Annotated in this window: 16 protein-coding genes; 11 read left to right on the top strand and 5 right to left on the bottom strand. The window is 67.7% G+C overall.

The window, feature by feature from the left end:
* Positions 1-216: 216 nt before the first annotated feature.
* The 10 genes from AC5P99_RS11500 (at position 217) to AC5P99_RS11455 (ending at position 10,885) form a co-directional block, all read left to right on the top strand.
* On the top strand, positions 217-2,409 hold the full coding sequence (locus tag AC5P99_RS11500) for a TonB-dependent siderophore receptor (protein ID WP_495213175.1): 2,193 nt from the start codon (positions 217-219) through the stop codon (positions 2,407-2,409).
* A 190-nt stretch (positions 2,410-2,599) separates the two neighbouring features.
* Positions 2,600-4,243 carry a malonate decarboxylase subunit alpha gene (mdcA, locus tag AC5P99_RS11495; RefSeq protein WP_149500797.1) on the top strand — a complete coding sequence of 548 codons (1,644 nt, stop codon included), beginning with the start codon at positions 2,600-2,602 and terminating at the stop codon, positions 4,241-4,243.
* Between the two features lie 10 nt (positions 4,244-4,253).
* Positions 4,254-4,574, top strand: a complete 321-nt coding sequence (gene mdcC / locus AC5P99_RS11490; RefSeq protein ID WP_014646339.1) for a malonate decarboxylase acyl carrier protein — start codon at positions 4,254-4,256, stop codon at positions 4,572-4,574.
* A complete protein-coding gene (locus AC5P99_RS11485) occupies positions 4,571-5,479 on the top strand; it encodes a biotin-independent malonate decarboxylase subunit beta (protein WP_149500796.1) in 909 nt (302 codons plus the stop codon). The genes mdcC and AC5P99_RS11485 overlap by 4 nt, the downstream gene beginning before the upstream one ends.
* A gap of 2 nt (positions 5,480-5,481) precedes the next feature.
* The gene (gene mdcE / locus AC5P99_RS11480) at positions 5,482-6,186 is read left to right on the top strand and encodes a biotin-independent malonate decarboxylase subunit gamma (protein WP_169449119.1); all 705 of its coding nucleotides are present in this window, start codon (positions 5,482-5,484) and stop codon (positions 6,184-6,186) included.
* On the top strand, positions 6,179-6,820 hold the full coding sequence (gene mdcG / locus AC5P99_RS11475; RefSeq protein ID WP_149500795.1) for a malonate decarboxylase holo-[acyl-carrier-protein] synthase: 642 nt from the start codon (positions 6,179-6,181) through the stop codon (positions 6,818-6,820). Before mdcE ends, mdcG begins: the two co-directional genes overlap by 8 nt.
* The gene (gene mdcB / locus AC5P99_RS11470; RefSeq protein ID WP_237827109.1) at positions 6,817-7,671 is read left to right on the top strand and encodes a triphosphoribosyl-dephospho-CoA synthase MdcB; all 855 of its coding nucleotides are present in this window, start codon (positions 6,817-6,819) and stop codon (positions 7,669-7,671) included. The genes mdcG and mdcB overlap by 4 nt, the downstream gene beginning before the upstream one ends.
* Positions 7,668-8,588 (top strand): malonate decarboxylase subunit epsilon, encoded by a 921-nt coding sequence (gene mdcH, locus AC5P99_RS11465; protein ID WP_049448719.1) that lies wholly within the window; start codon positions 7,668-7,670, stop codon positions 8,586-8,588. The genes mdcB and mdcH overlap by 4 nt, the downstream gene beginning before the upstream one ends.
* A gap of 104 nt (positions 8,589-8,692) precedes the next feature.
* On the top strand, positions 8,693-10,060 hold the full coding sequence (locus AC5P99_RS11460; RefSeq protein WP_005412592.1) for an SLC13 family permease: 1,368 nt from the start codon (positions 8,693-8,695) through the stop codon (positions 10,058-10,060).
* 105 nt (positions 10,061-10,165) lie between these two features.
* Complete coding sequence (locus AC5P99_RS11455) at positions 10,166-10,885, top strand: GntR family transcriptional regulator (protein ID WP_005408509.1); 720 nt, start codon at positions 10,166-10,168, stop codon at positions 10,883-10,885.
* Positions 10,886-10,956: 71 nt separating this feature from the next.
* On the opposite strand, the gene AC5P99_RS11450 is transcribed toward AC5P99_RS11455, so the two are convergent.
* Positions 10,957-11,289 carry a hypothetical protein gene (locus AC5P99_RS11450; RefSeq protein WP_149500794.1) on the bottom strand — a complete coding sequence of 111 codons (333 nt, stop codon included), beginning with the start codon at positions 11,287-11,289 and terminating at the stop codon, positions 10,957-10,959.
* A 148-nt stretch (positions 11,290-11,437) separates the two neighbouring features.
* Between AC5P99_RS11450 and AC5P99_RS11445 the strand changes: the two genes are divergently transcribed.
* Positions 11,438-12,385 (top strand): nucleoside hydrolase, encoded by a 948-nt coding sequence (locus AC5P99_RS11445; RefSeq protein WP_049448710.1) that lies wholly within the window; start codon positions 11,438-11,440, stop codon positions 12,383-12,385.
* Positions 12,386-12,389: 4 nt separating this feature from the next.
* Here AC5P99_RS11445 and AC5P99_RS11440 read toward each other — a convergent pair whose 3' ends face one another.
* The 4 genes from AC5P99_RS11440 to AC5P99_RS11425 all read right to left on the bottom strand — a co-directional run bounded on the left by AC5P99_RS11440 (position 12,390) and on the right by AC5P99_RS11425 (position 16,917).
* Entirely contained in the window at positions 12,390-13,649 is a 1,260-nt protein-coding gene (locus tag AC5P99_RS11440) for an MFS transporter (protein ID WP_495213174.1), read from the bottom strand.
* 78 nt (positions 13,650-13,727) lie between these two features.
* The gene (locus AC5P99_RS11435; RefSeq protein WP_049448699.1) at positions 13,728-14,741 is read right to left on the bottom strand and encodes a hypothetical protein; all 1,014 of its coding nucleotides are present in this window, start codon (positions 14,739-14,741) and stop codon (positions 13,728-13,730) included.
* Between the two features lie 125 nt (positions 14,742-14,866).
* Positions 14,867-16,180 carry a sensor histidine kinase gene (locus AC5P99_RS11430; RefSeq protein ID WP_108270283.1) on the bottom strand — a complete coding sequence of 438 codons (1,314 nt, stop codon included), beginning with the start codon at positions 16,178-16,180 and terminating at the stop codon, positions 14,867-14,869.
* Positions 16,177-16,917, bottom strand: a complete 741-nt coding sequence (locus AC5P99_RS11425) for a response regulator (protein WP_049448695.1) — start codon at positions 16,915-16,917, stop codon at positions 16,177-16,179. The genes AC5P99_RS11430 and AC5P99_RS11425 overlap by 4 nt, the downstream gene beginning before the upstream one ends.
* Between the last annotated feature and the right edge of the window lie 51 nt (positions 16,918-16,968).

Raw genomic sequence — 16,968 nt, 5'->3', positions numbered from 1 at the left:
TGCCTGCGGCAACAGGATCCGACCCCGGCCCGCCACTGCTCTGCGCCGGAAAGCCCCTGCGAATGACGCGAATTGTAATGTTGTTAAGAATTATTTACATTTGCGTCCTGTGCAGTGATCGCACCTCCCCAGATGGACCTGACCGTGCCCGAAGCCGCCGCCCGGGTGCTGGACGACTGTTGCCGCCCTTCCCCGCTTCCGAGCCTCGAGCCCACCATGTCCCTGATCCTCCGTAACCGCCTGCCCCGCCGCGCGTTGCTGCCGGCTGCCCTGCTTACGTCGCTGACCCTGCTGGCCGCGCCCAGCGCGTTCGCCGCCGCCGATGGCACTGCCGATGCCAAGACCCTGGACCGGGTCAGCGTCCGCGCCGAACAGTCCGCACCACCGTCGAGCACCACGCGCCTGCCGATCACCCTGCAGGAGACCCCGCAGTCCGCCACCGCCATCAGCCTGCAGCGCCTGCAGGACGAATCACTGTTCAGCATCAACGATGTGATGCGCAACGTAACCGGCGTGAGCGTGTCCTTCTATGACACGCAGCGCCCGCTGTACTACGCGCGCGGCTTCGCCATCACCGACTTCCAGGTCGATGGCATTCCCACCTACAGCGGCTCCACCAACCAGGAGTACGACACCGCCTTCTACGACCGTATCGAAGTGATCCGCGGCGCCAACGGCCTGCTCAGCGGCGCCGGCGTGCCGTCGGCCACGGTCAACCTGCTGCGCAAGCGCCCGGGCAAGGAATTCGATGCGTCGTTCGCGGTCAGCGCCGGCAGCTGGGACTACCGTCGCATGGAGGCCGACGTGACCGCGCCGCTGACCGCCGACGGCCGCTTCCGCAGCCGCGTGGTCGCCGCCTACACCGATCGTGGCCTGTATTACGACCGCTACGACGAGAACAAGATGGCCGGCATGGCGGTACTGGAGGGCGACGTCACCGACAGCACCACGATCACCCTCGGTTACCAGAGCCAGGACAACAACCCCACCGGCTCGACCTGGGGCACCGTGCCGTTCTTCGACAACCAGGGCCATTTCGCGCACCTGCCGCGCTCGACCAATCTGTCGCCGAAGTGGAGCTACTGGAAGCGCGAGAGCAACACCGCCTTCGCCAACCTGGAACAGCGTTTCGGCGACAACTGGCTGTTGAAGATCAACACCGCCTATACCCGTGGCAACGTGCAGAACGTGCGCCTGTACGGGACCGGCAACCCGGACCCGGTGACCGGCTCGGGCATCTACCTGCGCGCGGCCGCCGGTGATTCGAAGGACACCCGCCGCAATGTCGATGCCTACCTGACCGGCAGTTTCGATCTGTTCGGCCGCGACCACGACGTGACCCTCGGCGCACAGTGGTCGGACCTGGAAGGCACGACGAATACCCTGGCACTGAACTTCCCGAGCGACTGGGCGCGCTGCGGCGGCGAGCGCTGCTACTACATTCCCAACGTGTACAACTGGAACGGCGACATCTCCGAGGTGACCTACCGCCGCACCGGCGCGCGCCGCGTGGCCAAGACCACGCAGAGTGGCGTCTACCTGGCCACCCGCCTGCGCCTGGCCGATCCGCTGTCGCTGATTGCCGGCGCACGCCTGAGCCGCTGGGAAACCCTCACCCGCTCCTACAACGCCGCTGGCGCCTACACCGGCACCAGCGGCGCGTACAAGGTGAGCGATGAAGTCACTCCCTACGTGGGCCTGGTCTACGACATCACCCCGAACGTGTCGGCCTATGCCAGCTACACCGAGATCTTCAACCCGCAGAACTTCAAGGACCGCAACGAGAACCTGCTGGCACCGGTGCAGGGTTCGAACCTGGAAGCGGGCATCAAGACCCAGTGGCTGGACGGCCGCCTGACCGCCAACGCCGCCGTGTTCGAGGCCAAGCAGGACAACTACGCCGTGCGCGACATGGGCGTGCCGGAAGGTTCGCTGAGCGATGGCACCTCCGCCTACATCGGCGTCAACGGCACCAAGGCACGTGGCTGGGAAGTAGACGTCAACGGCGAGATCCTGCCGGGCTGGACGGTCAATGCCGGCTACACCCACGTCAAGGTCACCCGCGCGGCTACCGACCTGCTGTACGCCAACCCGCCGAAGGATCTGTTGCAGCTCAACACGCAGCTGCAGCTGCGCGGTGCGCTGGAACGCCTGAGCGTTGGCGGTGGCGTGCAGTGGCAGAGCAAGGTGCAGGGCTACAACATCGCCTATCCGCTGGGCGGCACGGTGACGGTGAACCAGCCGGCCTACATGCTGGTGCAGTTCAATGCCAACTACCGCATCAGCGACAGCTGGACCGCAACGCTGAGCGTGCGCAACGCACTGGACAAGACCTACTGGGCGAATCTGGACTACAACAACTACGGCGAACCGCGCTTCGTGTCGGCCAGCCTGCGCTGGACGTTCTGAGCAACCCGCGAACCGGTGGGTGCCTGGTGGGTGCCGACCGTTGGTCGGCACGCCCTCCGCCACGACCCACGGTCGTGGCCTACCTGAATGGGCCCGCCTCCGCGCGGGCCCTTCCTTTTGCTGCACTGCAGGTTGCGGCGTCCTTCGTAATTATGTCGTAATTACATCGACACCAATCGGAAGCCGGTCGATGAACCCGAGCTGGGATACGTTGGAACGCAGCCGCCAAGCCCGCCTGGAACGTGCCGCGCCGTGGGCCCGGGGACGCGAGGTCGCCGCCGGCGACGTAGGCGAGCTGCTGCACGCACTGCTGGAGCCAGGCGACAAGGTCTGCCTGGAGGGCAACAACCAGAAGCAGGCCGATTTCCTCGCCCAGGCCCTGGCCGATCTTGACCCGGCCCGCGTGCACGACCTGCACATGGTGCAGTCGGTGCTGTCGCTGCCGTCGCACCTGGATGTATTCGAGCGTGGCATCGCGTCGAAGCTGGACTTCTCGTTCTCCGGCCCGCAGTCAGTGCGGTTGGCCAACCTGGTGGCTGAAGGGCGCATCCAGATCGGTGCCATCCACACCTACCTGGAACTGTTCGGCCGCTACTTCATCGACCTGACCCCGCGCGTGGCCCTGGTCGCCGCGCAGGCCGCAGATCGGCACGGCAACCTGTACACCGGGCCGAACACCGAAGACACGCCGGTGATCGTCGAAGCCACCGCCTTCGGTGGCGGCATCGTCATCGCCCAGGTCAACGAGATCGTCGACACCCTCCCCCGCGTCGACATTCCTGCTGACTGGGTCAACTTCGTGGTGCAGGCGCCGAGGCCGAACCATATCGAACCGCTGTTCACCCGCGACCCGGCGCAGATCTCCGAGATCCAGGTGTTGATGGCGATGATGGCGATCAAGGGCATCTACGCCGAGTACGGCGTGAACCGCCTCAACCATGGCATCGGCTTCGACACGGCGGCCATCGAACTGCTGCTCCCCACCTACGCCGAATCGCTCGGCCTGAAGGGAAAGATCTGCCAGCACTGGGCGTTGAACCCCCACCCGGCACTGATTCCGGCAATCGAATCGGGCTTCGTCAGATCGGTGCATTCGTTCGGTTCGGAACTGGGCATGGAGAAGTACATCGCCGCGCGAGGCGATGTGTTCTTCACCGGCGCCGATGGCTCGATGCGTTCCAACCGCGCCTTCTCGCAGACCGCCGGCCTGTATGCCTGCGACATGTTCATCGGTTCCACATTGCAGATCGACCTGCAGGGCAACAGCTCCACCGCCACCCGCGACCGCATTGCCGGCTTCGGTGGCGCACCGAACATGGGCTCGGACGCACGCGGCCGGCGCCATGCCAGCGAGGCCTGGATCAAGGCCGGCCAGCAGGCCGCGCGCCCGGGTGAGATGCCGCGTGGGCGCAAGCTGGTGGTGCAGATGGTGGAAACCTTCCGCGAGCACATGGCGCCGGCCTTCGTCGAGCGCCTCGATGCCTGGGACCTGGCCGAACGCGCGAACATGCCGCTGCCGCCGGTGATGATCTACGGCGACGACGTCAGCCATGTGCTGACCGAGGAAGGCATTGCCAACCTGCTGCTGTGCCGCACCCCTGAGGAGCGCGAACAGGCGATCCGTGGCGTGGCCGGCTATACCGCCGTGGGCATGGGGCGCGACCGCGCGATGGTGGAGAACCTGCGCGACCGCGGCGTGATCCGCCGTCCCGATGACCTCGGCATCTCCGTGCGCGATGCCAGCCGTGACCTGCTGGCGGCGCGTTCGGTGAAGGACCTGGTGCGCTGGTCCGGCGGCCTATACGACCCGCCCAAGCGCTTCCGCAACTGGTAAGGGGCTGAGCATGGAAACCCTCGACTATCGATTCGAAGGGCACACTGCGGTGCAGTTTCCGCGCGATGCGGTGCTGGTCGGCGTGCTGGCCTCGGGCAACCTGGAAATCCTGCTGGAGCCGGCCGCACTGGACGGCGCGATGACGGTGCGCATCATCACCGCCGCGAAGGGCTTCGGCAGCGTGTGGCAAGCGGTGATCAGCGACTTCGCACAGCGTCATCCGCTGCGCGATGTACGCATCTCGATCAACGATGCCGGTGCGACCCCGGCGGTAGTCAGCCTGCGCCTGGACCAGGCCGTGGAAACCCTGCGTGCTGGAGATCCACGATGAACCGGACGCAGCGCTACAGCTACTACGAAGCCGATGCGCGCGAGCGTATCGCCAGCCTGGTCGATGCCGGTTCCTTCAGGGAATTCCTCGGCCCGGCGCGGCGGATGATAAGCCCGCACCTGGCACAGCTCGACCAGCCCGCGGCGTTCGACGACGGCATCGTTGTCGGCGAAGCCACGCTGCGTGGCCGACGCGTGCTGCTGGCCGCGCAGCAGGGTGAATTCATGGGCGGCGGCGTGGGCGAGGTGCACGGCGCCAAGCTGACCGGGCTGCTGCGCCGCGCAGCCGAAACACATCCCGAAGGTGTGCTTCTGCTGCTGGACACCGGTGGTGTGCGCCTGCACGAAGCCAATGCAGGGCTCATCGCCATTTCCGAGATCATGCGCGCCACCCTGGACGCGCGTGCAGCGGGTGTGCCAGTGATCGCGCTGATCGGCAGCGGCAACGGCGCCTTCGGCGGCATGGGCATCGTCGCCCGCTGCTGCAGCACGGTCATCATGTCCGAAGAGGGGCGCCTGTCGCTGTCCGGCCCGGAAGTGATCGAAACCGTGCGCGGCGTGGAAGAGTTCGATTCCCGCGATCGCGCGCTGGTCTGGCGCGTAACGGGAGGCAAGCACCGCTACCTGATCGACCAGGCACAGGTGCTGGTGCCCGATGCCATCGAGGCCTTCGCGCAGGCGGCCAGCAACGCGCTGCAGCCTGATACCAGCAGCACCGATCCGGATACTGCACTGGCTGCGCTGCAGGAACGCCATGCGGCATTGAAGGCGCGCGTGCAGGCCTGGGGCGATTGCCGCGATGGCCTGGAGATCTGGGGCCGCCAGGGCATCGCAGCCCCCGAGCGACTACCGCTGCTCGACACCGATGAGTTCCTCATCGCCACCGCCGACCGGAGCCTGCCATGAGCATGCCGTTGCAGAACCTGCTCGATGCCCTGTTTCCGCATGGGCATGCCATTGCGGTGAACGATTCGGTGCTGACCGGCAGCGCCACCACCGAGGATGGCGAGGTGACCGTGATCGGTACCGCCGACAAACTTGAAGTCGGCGTGGACCACGCCTTGGCACTGGCCGGGACGGTACTGGACAGCACCTGCGCGCATCCTCAGCGACCGATCGTGATGCTGGTGGATACCGCCGGCCAGCGCCTGGCGCGGCGCGACGAACTGTTGGGCATCAATGGTTACTTTGCGCATCTCGCGCAGACGCTCGATCTGGCACGCCGCCGTGGTGCGCGCCTGATCACCCTGGTCTACGGAGAATCCGTCAGTGGCGGCTTCCTCTCATTCGGCCTGATGGCCGACCACATCCACGCCCTGCCCGATGCACAGGTGCGGGTGATGGACCTGCGCGCAATGGCGCGGGTGACCAAGCAACCGCTGGAGAAGCTGCAGGCGCTCAGCCAGAGCTCGCCGGTATTCGCGCCGGGCGTCGCCAACTACGTGGCGATGGGTGCGGTGGACTCGTTGTGGGAGGGCGATCTTTCCCAGCACCTGCTGCAGGCCCTGCGCACGCCCGCCGAAGGCGACCTGCGTGCCGCACGCGGCGCACAGCGTGGCGGTCGCGCCCTGGCGGCAGGGGTTTCAACTGCGGTGGCCCACGGCGATGCCTGAGCGGCCCGCCCGCCACACGCTGGCCTGGCTGTCGGCCGATGCCGACTGGCGGGCTGACGTGACTGCACACGAACCGCGCCTGGCAGCATGGTTCGCACAGGGCCTGCCAGCCATGGTGGCACGCAGTGCGGCGGATGATCCCGACCCGCGGCTGCGCCTGGGGGTGCCGCTGCCGCCAGGCGAAGGCAAGCAACGGCTGGCGCTGCGCGTGGCCCTGCAGGACATCCAGCACCTGCAGCCTCCCCCTGCCCTGGATGAGATTCTCGCCGGCGGCGTTCCGGCTGATTGGCAGGCGGCACTGCAGGCAATGCTGCGGCTTGCACCGGCCCGCGTGTTCGGCGCCTTCGCCTGGCAGCACCTCAGCGGCCAGCCCTATGTGCACGCACGCTCGGACATCGACCTGCTGTGGCAGGTGGGTGACGCACGCCAGGCCGACCTGCTGGTCGAGCGCCTGCAGCACTGGGAAAGCGCCTTCGGGCATCGGGTCGATGGCGAACTGTGCCTGGTGGATGGTGGCGCGATGAACTGGCGCGAATACGCCGGGCGCAGCCGCGAGGTACTGGTCAAGCGCCTCGATGGTGCCGCACTGGAACTACGTGATGCGTTGTTCGCCTCCACCGGGGTGAGCGCGTGAACGCCCTCGTGCAACCGGCGGCCAGGCCAGCTGCCGTCGACAGCGCGCGTCTGGGGCGCCTCGCCATCGCCAGCCTGCACGCCGAACTGGCCCTTGCACCCAAGCCAGGGTTGGTCACGCCATTCGACAGCGGCAGCCATCACGACATGGACGCCGGCACGTTCCTGCGCAGCCTGTTCGCGCTGCGCCACTATTTCACCGCCGTGGCCTACCACGGTGCAGCCGGGGCGGACTTCGACGCCTTACGCCGGTGTGGCATCGCCGCCGAGATCGCGATGCTGCGCGCAACCGCCGGCGTCAATACCCATCGTGGCGCGGTCTTCAGTCTCGGCCTGCTGGTGGCGGCCGCTGCGGCCTGTCGCTCCCGCCTGGGCCATGCCGCCACGGGTGAGCAGGTCTGCGAGGACGTGTGCCGCTGGTCTGCCGAGCTCGCCGACGCACCGCTGGATGCGAACAGCCCTGGCCAGCGCGCGCGCGCACGGCACGGCGTGCAGGGTGTGCGCGAACAAGCGGCCGCCGGCTACCCGCTGCTGCGCGAGGTGGCACTGCCTGCCCTGCGCCACGCGCTGGCCAGCAACCTGCCACGCGAGGCCGCGATGTGCCAGACCCTGGTGCAGCTGATCGCGTGCGTGGATGACCTCAACCTGCTGCACCGTGGCGGCGTCGACGGCCTGCGCTGGGCCCAGCAACAGGCGCGAGGGTTCCTCGATGCCGGCGGCGCCTTCGTGCCCGGCTGGCAGGCACGCCTGCACAGCATCGGTGATGGATTCGTCGCACGCCGGTTGAGCCCCGGCGGCAGTGCCGACCTGCTGGCCTGTGCCTGGTTCCTGCTGCAGCAGGAGGTCGCATGAGTCTTGCCCTGCTCTGCCCCGGCCAAGGTGCGCAGCATGCGGCGATGTTCGACCGCGTGCGCGATCTGCCTGTCGTGCGCGACGTACTGGAGACCGCCAGCGCAGTGCTTGGACGCGACGTGTTCGCGGCAGCTGCTGACGAATCGCGCTTCGACAATGTTCTGGCGCAGCCCTTGCTGTGTGCAGCCAGCCTTGCGCACTGGCAGGGACTTCGCGAAGCGGTGCCTGCACCGGTGCTGGTGGCCGGCTACAGCATCGGCGAGCTCGCCGCGCACGCCATCGCCGGCAGCTTCGATGCCACCACCTGCCTGGCGCTGGCTGCGCAGCGCGCGCAGTTGATGGACAGCGCCAGCCCCGCCGATGCAGGCCTGCAGGCGGTGCTCGGGCTGGATCGCCGCAGCCTGCAGTCGCTGTGCGATGCGCAGGGCACCTACGTGGCCATCGCCAACGGGCAGGACCATTTCATCGTGGGCGGCACGCACGCCTCGTTGCAGCGGCTGGCCGATGCAGCGCGGGCGCAGGGCGCGGACATCCGTCTGCTGCCGGTGCGCGTGCCCGCACACACACCATTGCTGGCGGCGGCGGTCGCACCGTTCGCTGCCGCACTCGATGCATCGCCACTGCAGGCCCCACGCCTGCCGCTGCTGGCCGGCATCGATGCGCGACCGGTGCGGGACCGCGCAACGGCAGTCAACACGCTGTCGTTGCAACTGGCGCAGACCATCGAATGGGCGCAGGTGATGCGCCAGGCCTTCGAGCGCGGCGCGCGGGTATTCCTGCAGTTGGGCCCGGGCAACGCGCTGGCGCGCATGGTCGCGCCGGCCTATCCGTGCTGCGAGGTGCGCGCGGTGGAAGAGTTCCAGAGCCTTGAAGGCGCGGCGGCATGGGTCCGCAGCGCGCTGGAACGGCTGCAGTAACGGGTTCGAGCAGTACGTATCACGCAACACGCCGTACGTCGCCTTACCCCGGGATGGCGGGTCTCCATCCGCGCTGTACGTGAGTCACGTGTCTGGGAGGGCGCATGAGTCCACAAATCGCAACGATCATCGGTCTGGTGATCATGTTCATCGTCGCCACCGCGATGCCAATCAACATGGGTGCCGTCGCTTTCGCGCTGGCCTTCATCATCGGCGGGCTGTGGGTCGACATGGGCGGCAAGGAGGTCCTGGCCGGCTTTCCCGGCGATCTGTTCCTGACCCTGGTCGGCATCACCTACCTGTTCGCCATCGCGCAGAAGAACGGCACCATCGACCTGCTGGTGCACTGGGCAGTAAAAGCCGTGCGCGGCCATATCGTGGCCATTCCGTGGGTGATGTTCGTGATCACCGCAGTCCTCACCGCGTTCGGTGCGCTGGGCCCGGCGGCGGTCGCGATCATCGGTCCGGTCGCGCTGCGCTTTGCCAAGCAGTACAACATCAATCCACTGATGATGGGCCTGCTGGTCATCCATGGTGCGCAGGCCGGCGGCTTCTCGCCGATCAGCGTGTACGGCAGCATCACCAACGGCGTGGTGCAGAAAGCCGGGCTGGAAGTGACCGAGATGGCGGTGTTCCTGACCAGTCTCGGCTTCAACTTCATGATGGCGACGATCTGCTTCTTCGCGTTCGGCGGCATCGCCCTGCTGCGTCGCGGTTCGATCACCGCGGCCGGAACGATCGGCAATGCCGAGCTGGCGATGGCCGGTGGCCCGCAGGCATCGTCGCGGCAATTCGCCATCGAAGGCCATGGTGCACTGGTTGCTGCCGGTGGCGGCACCCTGTCCAATGATCCGGCGGCACTGGATGCGGTGAGCCTGACCCGCGAGCGGTTGTTCACCCTGATCGGCCTGCTCGGCCTGGGCGTGGCCGCGCTGATCTACAACCTCAACGTCGGCCTGGTCTCGATCACCGTGGCTGTCGCGCTGGCACTGCTGTCGCCACAAAGCCAGAAGGGCGCGGTGGATGGCATCAGCTGGTCCACCGTGCTGCTGATCTGCGGTGTGGTGACCTACATCGGCGTGCTGGAACATGCCGGCGCGGTGGACTTCATCGGCAATGGCGTGTCCGACATCGGCATTCCGCTGCTCGGCGCGCTGCTGGTCTGCTACGTCGGCGGCATTGTTTCCGCATTCGCCTCGTCGGCTGCGGTGCTGGGCGCCACGATTCCGCTGGCGGTGCCGTTCCTGATGCAGGGTCACCTCAGCGCCGCCGGCGTGATCTGCGCGCTGGCGGTGTCGTCCACCATCGTCGATGTCAGCCCGTTCTCCACCAATGGCGCACTGGTGGTGGCTTCGGCAGCCAAGGAGGAACGCGAGACCCTGTTCCGCCGCTTCCTGGTCTACAGCGGACTGGTGGTGGCCCTGGGGCCGCTGCTGGCCTGGCTGGTATTCGTGGTACCGGGCTGGATGTAACCACCCACAGGTAGTGCCGGCCGCTGGCCGGCAATCCCATGAAGCCATCCAGCGATCATGGGTTGCCGGCCAGCGGCCGGCACTACCTGGCGGTACACTTCCTCCATGGCCATTGCCCCTGCCCCGCGGTCACCGAAGAAGCGCGCACCTCTGTACGAAGAGGTGGCCGAACACGTGCGCGAGCGCATCTACGACTACCGCCTGCCGCCGGGTGAGTGGATCGACGAGCCCGCGCTGTGCGAGGAACTGGGCATCAGCCGCACGCCCCTGCGCGAGGCGTTGAAACTGCTGGCAGCCGAAGGCCTGGTGCAGATCGATGCGGGTCGTGGCAGCAGGGTCACCCGGTTGACGCTGGAAGACCTCAACCAGTTGTTCCCGGTGATGGCCATGCTGGAAGGCCGCTGCGCGCACGAAGCAGTCAGGCACATCGACGATGCCGGCGTGCAGCAGCTGGAAGACCTGCATGCGGCAATGGAAACGGCGGCCGCCGAGGGCAACATCGCCGAGTACTACCGCAACAACTACCTGATCCACGAAACCGTGCAGCACTACGCCGGCAACCCGTGGCTGATCCGCATCACCCACGACCTGCACCGCATCCTGAAGATGCATCGCGGCCGCCAGTTGCTGACCCCGGGCCGCACCGCGCAGTCGCTGGCCGAACACCGCGAATTGATGGAGTGCTTCCGCCGCCGCGACGCGCAGGCTGCCGAACGCACCATGGAGCGCCATCTGCTCAGCCAGGGCCAGGCACTGGCCGCCTATGTGGCGGCAGGTGGGCTGTTGAACGTGCCGGCGCCGTTGCCGACCGAAGGCGGTGGTTGAGCGGATGAGGTTGCCGGCCAGCGGCCGGCACTACCAGGACGTGACCTTGGCCGACACCCTGGAACGTCTCATCAATCGCCGCCACCGCAGCTGCCGCCGTCACCACCCCCACCGCTGTCGCCGCTTCCGCAGTCGGAGCTGCTGTAGCTGTGATGGCTGTGGTTGTCACTGGAATAGCCAACGGAGGTGTCATGGCTTCCGCCGCCATCCGCCCGGCTGCCCGAGCCATCGGCCGTGGCCACCGCCATGCACAGGATCGCGCCGACCAGCGGCAGCAGCCAGACCAGCAGCAACTGCACCGTCCGGCCGCCTGCCGAGAGGCCATCGCGCCTGACGATCACCACGGTAGCCACCACGTTCAGGCCCAGCACCAGCAGGACCAGCAGAAGGGCAACGATCAGCATTCGGCGGTTCCGTGCCTGGACTGGGGGCATTATGGCCTGCCTCCCCGGCAATGGCCCTGCCTGTCATGAAGATGGGACAATGTAGGGCGCGCCGGCCTGCTTCCGGGCCGCCGGCGCCCCCCGCACCACACGGAAGAAGAACAACAACATGCTGAAAGTCATTTTCGATACCGACCCGGGCGTCGACGACGCCCTGGCCCTGCTGTACCTGCACAAGCACGCCCAGATCGACCTGATCGGTGTCACCACCACCTTCGGCAATGCCTCGGTGGAGTCGACCACGCACAATGCGCTGTACCTGAAGCAGGCCTGGGGCTTTGCCGCCCCGGTCGCGCGCGGTGCCGGTGGCCCGTTGCAGCCGGAAGCCACCCCGGAAGCCTGGCCGGTGCACATCCATGGCCACAACGGCCTGGGCAATCACCCGGTGCCGGCCGAACTGGACGTGGCCGCCGACGCGCGCCCCGCCCACCAGCTGATCATCGACCTGGTCCGCGCCCATCCGGGCGAGGTGACCCTGGTCGCGGTCGGCCGCATGACCAACCTGGCCCTTGCCCTGCAGCAGGCTCCGGACATCGCCGGCCTGGTGCGCGGCGTGGTGATCATGGGCGGCGCCTTCCACGTCAACGGCAACATCACCCCGGCCGCCGAGGCCAACATCTGGGGCGATGCCGAAGCGGCCGACGTGGTGTTCACCGCCAACTGGCCGGTTACCGCGATCGGCCTGGACGTGACCACCCGCGTGGAAATGGACCGTGACGGCCTGGACAAGCTGGCCGCCATCGGCGGTGCCGATGCCGAGCTGGTGCGTGCGCTGTCGCAGGATTACGTGGACTTCTACCTGCAGGCCGGCCACAAGGGCATGGTCGTGCATGACTGCTGCGCCTGCATCGCGCTGACCCGCCCGGAACTGTTCCAGTTCGAGCGCGCCAGCGTGCGCGTGGCCACCGACGGCGTCGCCCGCGGCATGACCATTCCCAAGCCGGAAGGCCTGGCGTTCGGCCCCAGCGTGTGGGACGGCCACGTGGTGCAGTCGATTGCCATCGGCGTCGATGCGGCCGCCGTACTGGCCGACATCGAGCAGACCCTGAAGGTCTGACCCGCTAGCGCTTGGCCCTGCCCGGGACCGTCTCGGGCAGGGTCCACAGCACCGGCAGCACCAGCACCGCCACCAGCGCGATCATCGCGCCTGGCGCTGCTGCCCAGCCGCTGCGTTCCACCCACCATTGCGCCAGCCAGGGCGTTGCACCGCCGAAGAATGCGGTGGCCATGGTCACCCCCAGTGCCAGCCCGCTGACCCGGCCTTCGCCGGGGAACTGCTCGGCCGTGGCCGGGGCCGCCACCGCGCTCACGCCACCGGCCACGCAGGCCAGCAATACCGCGGCCAGCGCGATGCCCAGCGGCGTCGCCTGCGCCATCCACGCGAACAAGGACAGCGGCAGCAGCGCTGCCAGCACGGTCAGGCCCAACAGCACCGGCCGTCGTCCGACTCGGTCGGACAATGCGCCGCACAGGGGCGTGATCGCGATCACCGCCACGGCCGCAATCGTCGACAGCCACAGCGCATCGCCCTCATCGTGGCCCCGCGCATGCAAGAACGCGGGCACATAGCTGATGCCGACGTAGTAAGTAATCGAGCCCAGCGCCGAGATCGCGAACGTGCGCGCCACCGCCAGCGGATGGTTGCGCAGCACATGCTTCAGCGGCGTCGCGGGAATGCTGCCCTCGCGGCGCTGCCGCTCGAACTCCGGCGACTCGTGCATGCCCGAGCGTGCGACCAGGATCACCAGTGCCAGCGCCGCGCCAACGAAGAACGGAATACGCCAGCCCCAGCTGTCCAGCTGCGCGGGCGCGAGCAGCGCCACGGTAACCGCAGAGATCGCCACCGCCAGCAGCGCACCCACCTCGCTGGCGGCCGAAGCCAGCGAGGTCACCAGGCCGCGTCGCCGCGCCGGTGCGCTTTCCAGCAGGTACGCCACCACGCCGGTGTACTCGCCGCCCACCGAAAACGCCATCACGCAGCGCAGTACCAGCAGCAGTACGCCCGCCGTGGTGCCTGCGGTGGCCGCGGTTGGCAGCAGCGCAGTGGCCAGCATTGCCGCCGCCATCAACGCCATCGAAGCCAGCAGCATCCAGCGCCGGCCCAGGCGGTCGCCAAGGTGGCCGAAGCACAGCGCGCCCAGCGGGCGCATCAGGTAGGACACCGCGAAGCCGGCCAGCGTGACCAGCAGCGCCTGTTCGCCGCCGCCGAAGAACACCCGCGACAGCACAGTGGCGAAATACAGGTACAGGGTGAAGTCGTACCACTCCACTACCGTGGACAGGCCCGCCACCCACATCGAGCGCTGCCGCGCCGCGGTCATTGCGTATTCGCCTTCAACAGCCTCGATCCCGGTTGCGCAGGTTCCGCGCAGCGTGGCATGGACGGGGTGAAATACCGGTCATCGGCTGTCCGCTGCCTGCATGTACTGGGTTTCATGGCCGGTGAAACGCTCGCCGTCAAAGCCGAAGCAGAAGCGCCCCTCCTCGAACACGCGGTAGACCAGCAACGCGCCATCGAGGCAGAACTGCGGCTGGTCCACGCCCGTTTCCAGTGTCCCGTAGCCGGTAGCATCACCGCCCTTCCCCGCCGGCCCGGTGAAGGCATCGAACGGCAGTGGCGTCGCCCTGCCCGTGCGGGTATCGACCAACACCAGCGTGCGCTGGAAGTACTCGGGTCGATCATCGACCTGCACCAGCAGGTAGTGCTCGTTGAAATTGGGTTTCTGATGCTGGAGGGCATCTTCGATGGCGGCCCGGTGCGGCGCATCGCAGAAGTCGACCGGGCTGTAGCGGTAGCTGCAACCGTCGTGGTCGTAGGGCAGGTTCATGCCCGAGTAGCTGACGCCTGCCTGGCTGCCCAGATTGTCTCCCGGTTCCGGCGTGCTGCACAGCAGCCACGAACGCTGCGCATCCTCCGGGTCGGCCAGCAGCTTCGGCTCGCGGCCCTCCTCGTAAGCCACACCACCCGGGAATTCCTGGCCGAAACGCTGGCGGACGATGGGACGTGCCTTCTCCAGCGGCAGGCCGATCTTCGCGCCACGGAACGAGACGAAGGTCATCGTCGGCAGGATCACCTCCTCCACCGGCAGTCCCTTCCACTGCCCCTGCACGCAGAACGTGGCGATCTCGTTCTCCTCATCTTCCTTGCAGGGCTTCGGTGCATTCGTGGCCAGCCAGGGGTCGGCCGGGCGGTCGGTCTGCAGATCGATGTACCAGCCTTCCAGCGCGCAGGTCGGCAGGGCATCGAGCAGCGGAGAGAGGTCTGTTGCGGTGGCAGGGGCGGCAAGTGGTGCGGCCGCTGCGGGCGCGTCGGCCGGTACGTCTGGTGCGCGCTGGCAGGCCGCCAGCGCGAGTAGACCGACCAGCAGCGCGACGTGGCGCGGGCGCCGGATTGAATGCTGCGTTCCCTGCATTGCGTGTTTCCTGGTTTCGACACTCCCGGCAGATGATCGCCGATCCCGAAGCCGTGCAGGAACGTCGCAGATCCCACATCGGGGTCAGCGCCCTTCGCTCCCGCAAAGGGATCCGACCCCGCCCGTTACACCGGCAGCTGCAGTTCCGCCCGCAGGCCGCCGCCCTCGCGGTTGTGCAACGTCAGCGAGCCGCCCAGCGACTGTGCCAGCTGCACCGCGATGGCCAGGCCCAGGCCAGTGCCGCCGGTATCGCGGTTGCGCGAGCTTTCCAGCCGATGGAACGGCGCCAGCACTGCCTGCAGCTGGTCCTCGGGAATGCCAGGGCCACGGTCGGAAATGCTGATCCACACTCTGCCGGCGTCATCACGGCCCGCCTCGACCTCGGCGGCACCCGCGTAACGCAACGCGTTGTCGACCAGATTGCCGACCACCCGGCGCAGCGGCTGCGGCCAGGTCTGCACGACCAGTCCAGCGGGCGCAACACCGCTGACCGGCTTGCCCATGTCCTCGTAATCGCCCACCACACTGGCCAGGAACGCGCCCAGGTCCATCGACACCGGTGCGCCACTGGCGACGTGGCTGCTGCGCGCATAGGCCACGCCCTCACGCACCAGTTGACCCAGATGGTCGAGGTCGTCCAGCAACCGCTGCTGGGTGCTGTCTTCAGGCAGGGTCTCCACCCGAAGCTTCATGCGCGTGATGGGGGTCTGCAGGTCATGCGAGATCGCGGCCAGGATCTGCAGGCGCTCACTGACATGGCCACGAATGCGTGCCTGCAGTGCGTTGAGCGCGGCCGCCGCGCCGCCCACTTCCGCCGGGCCATCTTCAGGCAGTTCGGGCCCGTCCTTGCCCGGCTGCAGATGCTCCACCGCATGCGACAGCTGCTGCAGCGGGCGCATGGCCAGGCGCACCGCCAGCCACGCGCACACCAGCAGCAGCGCGAGCTGCACCAGCAACACGGCGGGCAGCCAGCGCGCCAGCGGCAGGCCCGACGGGGTGACTTCGATGGTCAAGGGGGTGCCGTCGTGCAGGCGCAGTTCCACCTCGAACCGCTCCGGCAGGCGAGCCACCTGGCGCGCCTGCAACGGATAGCGGCGCTGCAGGCTGTCGTCGATGATCGCGGTGACCTGGCGTGCACGATCGGTCTGCAGTCCCGGCCCAGCCGCAGCCGGGCGCAGCAGGTAACGGTAGGTGCGCCGCTCCAGCCGCGGCACCCAGGCCGCGCGCTGGCCTGCGGGCAGGTGTTCCAGCAGCGCGACACTCACGGCCACGTCTTCGTCCAGGTTGCGCAGCATCATGCTGCGGGTGGACTGGTAGCGTTCGAAGAACAGCAGGCCGAAGGACAGTGCGTGGGCCAGGGTCAGTCCGCCCAGCAGCACCAGCAGCAGCCGCGCCGACAGCGTGCGCGGCCAGCGTGGGCGGTGTGCGGTGGTGTTCATTCGTCCGGCCCCAGCAACTGCACCGGCAGGCTGAACACATAGCCTTCGCTGCGCACGGTCTTGATGTAGGTCGGCTCGCGTGCGTCGTCACCCAGGCGCTGCCGCACGCGGCTGACCAGCAGATCGATCGAGCGGTCGAACAGTTCGGCATCGCGGCCCTGGGTGAGGCTGAGCAGCTGGTCACGGCTGAGCACCCGATTGGCGTGATCGAGGAACACGCGCAACAGGCGGAACTCGGCGCCACTGAGCGGATGCGCGGTGTCCTGCGCATCCAGCAGATGGCGTGCGGTGGTGTCCAGGCGCCACTCGCCGAAGGCCAGCTGGCGACCTGCTTCGCTCACCTGCAGATTTGGCGGCAGCATCTGCGTGCGGCGGATCACCGCATTGATGCGTGCCAGCAGTTCGCGCGAAGAGAAGGGCTTGGTCACATAGTCATCAGCGCCCATTTCCAGGCCGATGATGCGGTCGGTCTCGTCGTCGCGGGCGGTCAGCAGCACCACCGGCACCGCACGATGCTTGCCGGCGCGCAGGTTGCGGCACAGGCTCAGGCCGTCCTCGCCCGGCATCATCACGTCCAGCACCACCAGATCCACGGCATGGGTATCCATCAGCGCGCGCATGGCCCGGCCACCGTCGGCCTGGCTCACGCGCAGGCCGTTGCGCTGCAGGTAATCGGCCAGCATCTGGCGGATCTCGCTGTCATCGTCGACGACCAGGATATGCGGTACGTGGTTCATTGCGTTCTCGATGAAGACGGAGGTCAGGGCCGCGCTGCGCGGCCATGGTAG

It is taken from the genome of Stenotrophomonas sp. YJH_SMC_80 (assembly GCF_059372495.1).
The sequence above is the reverse complement of the archived record's forward strand: the minus strand, read 5'-3'. Positions and strand labels throughout refer to the sequence as shown.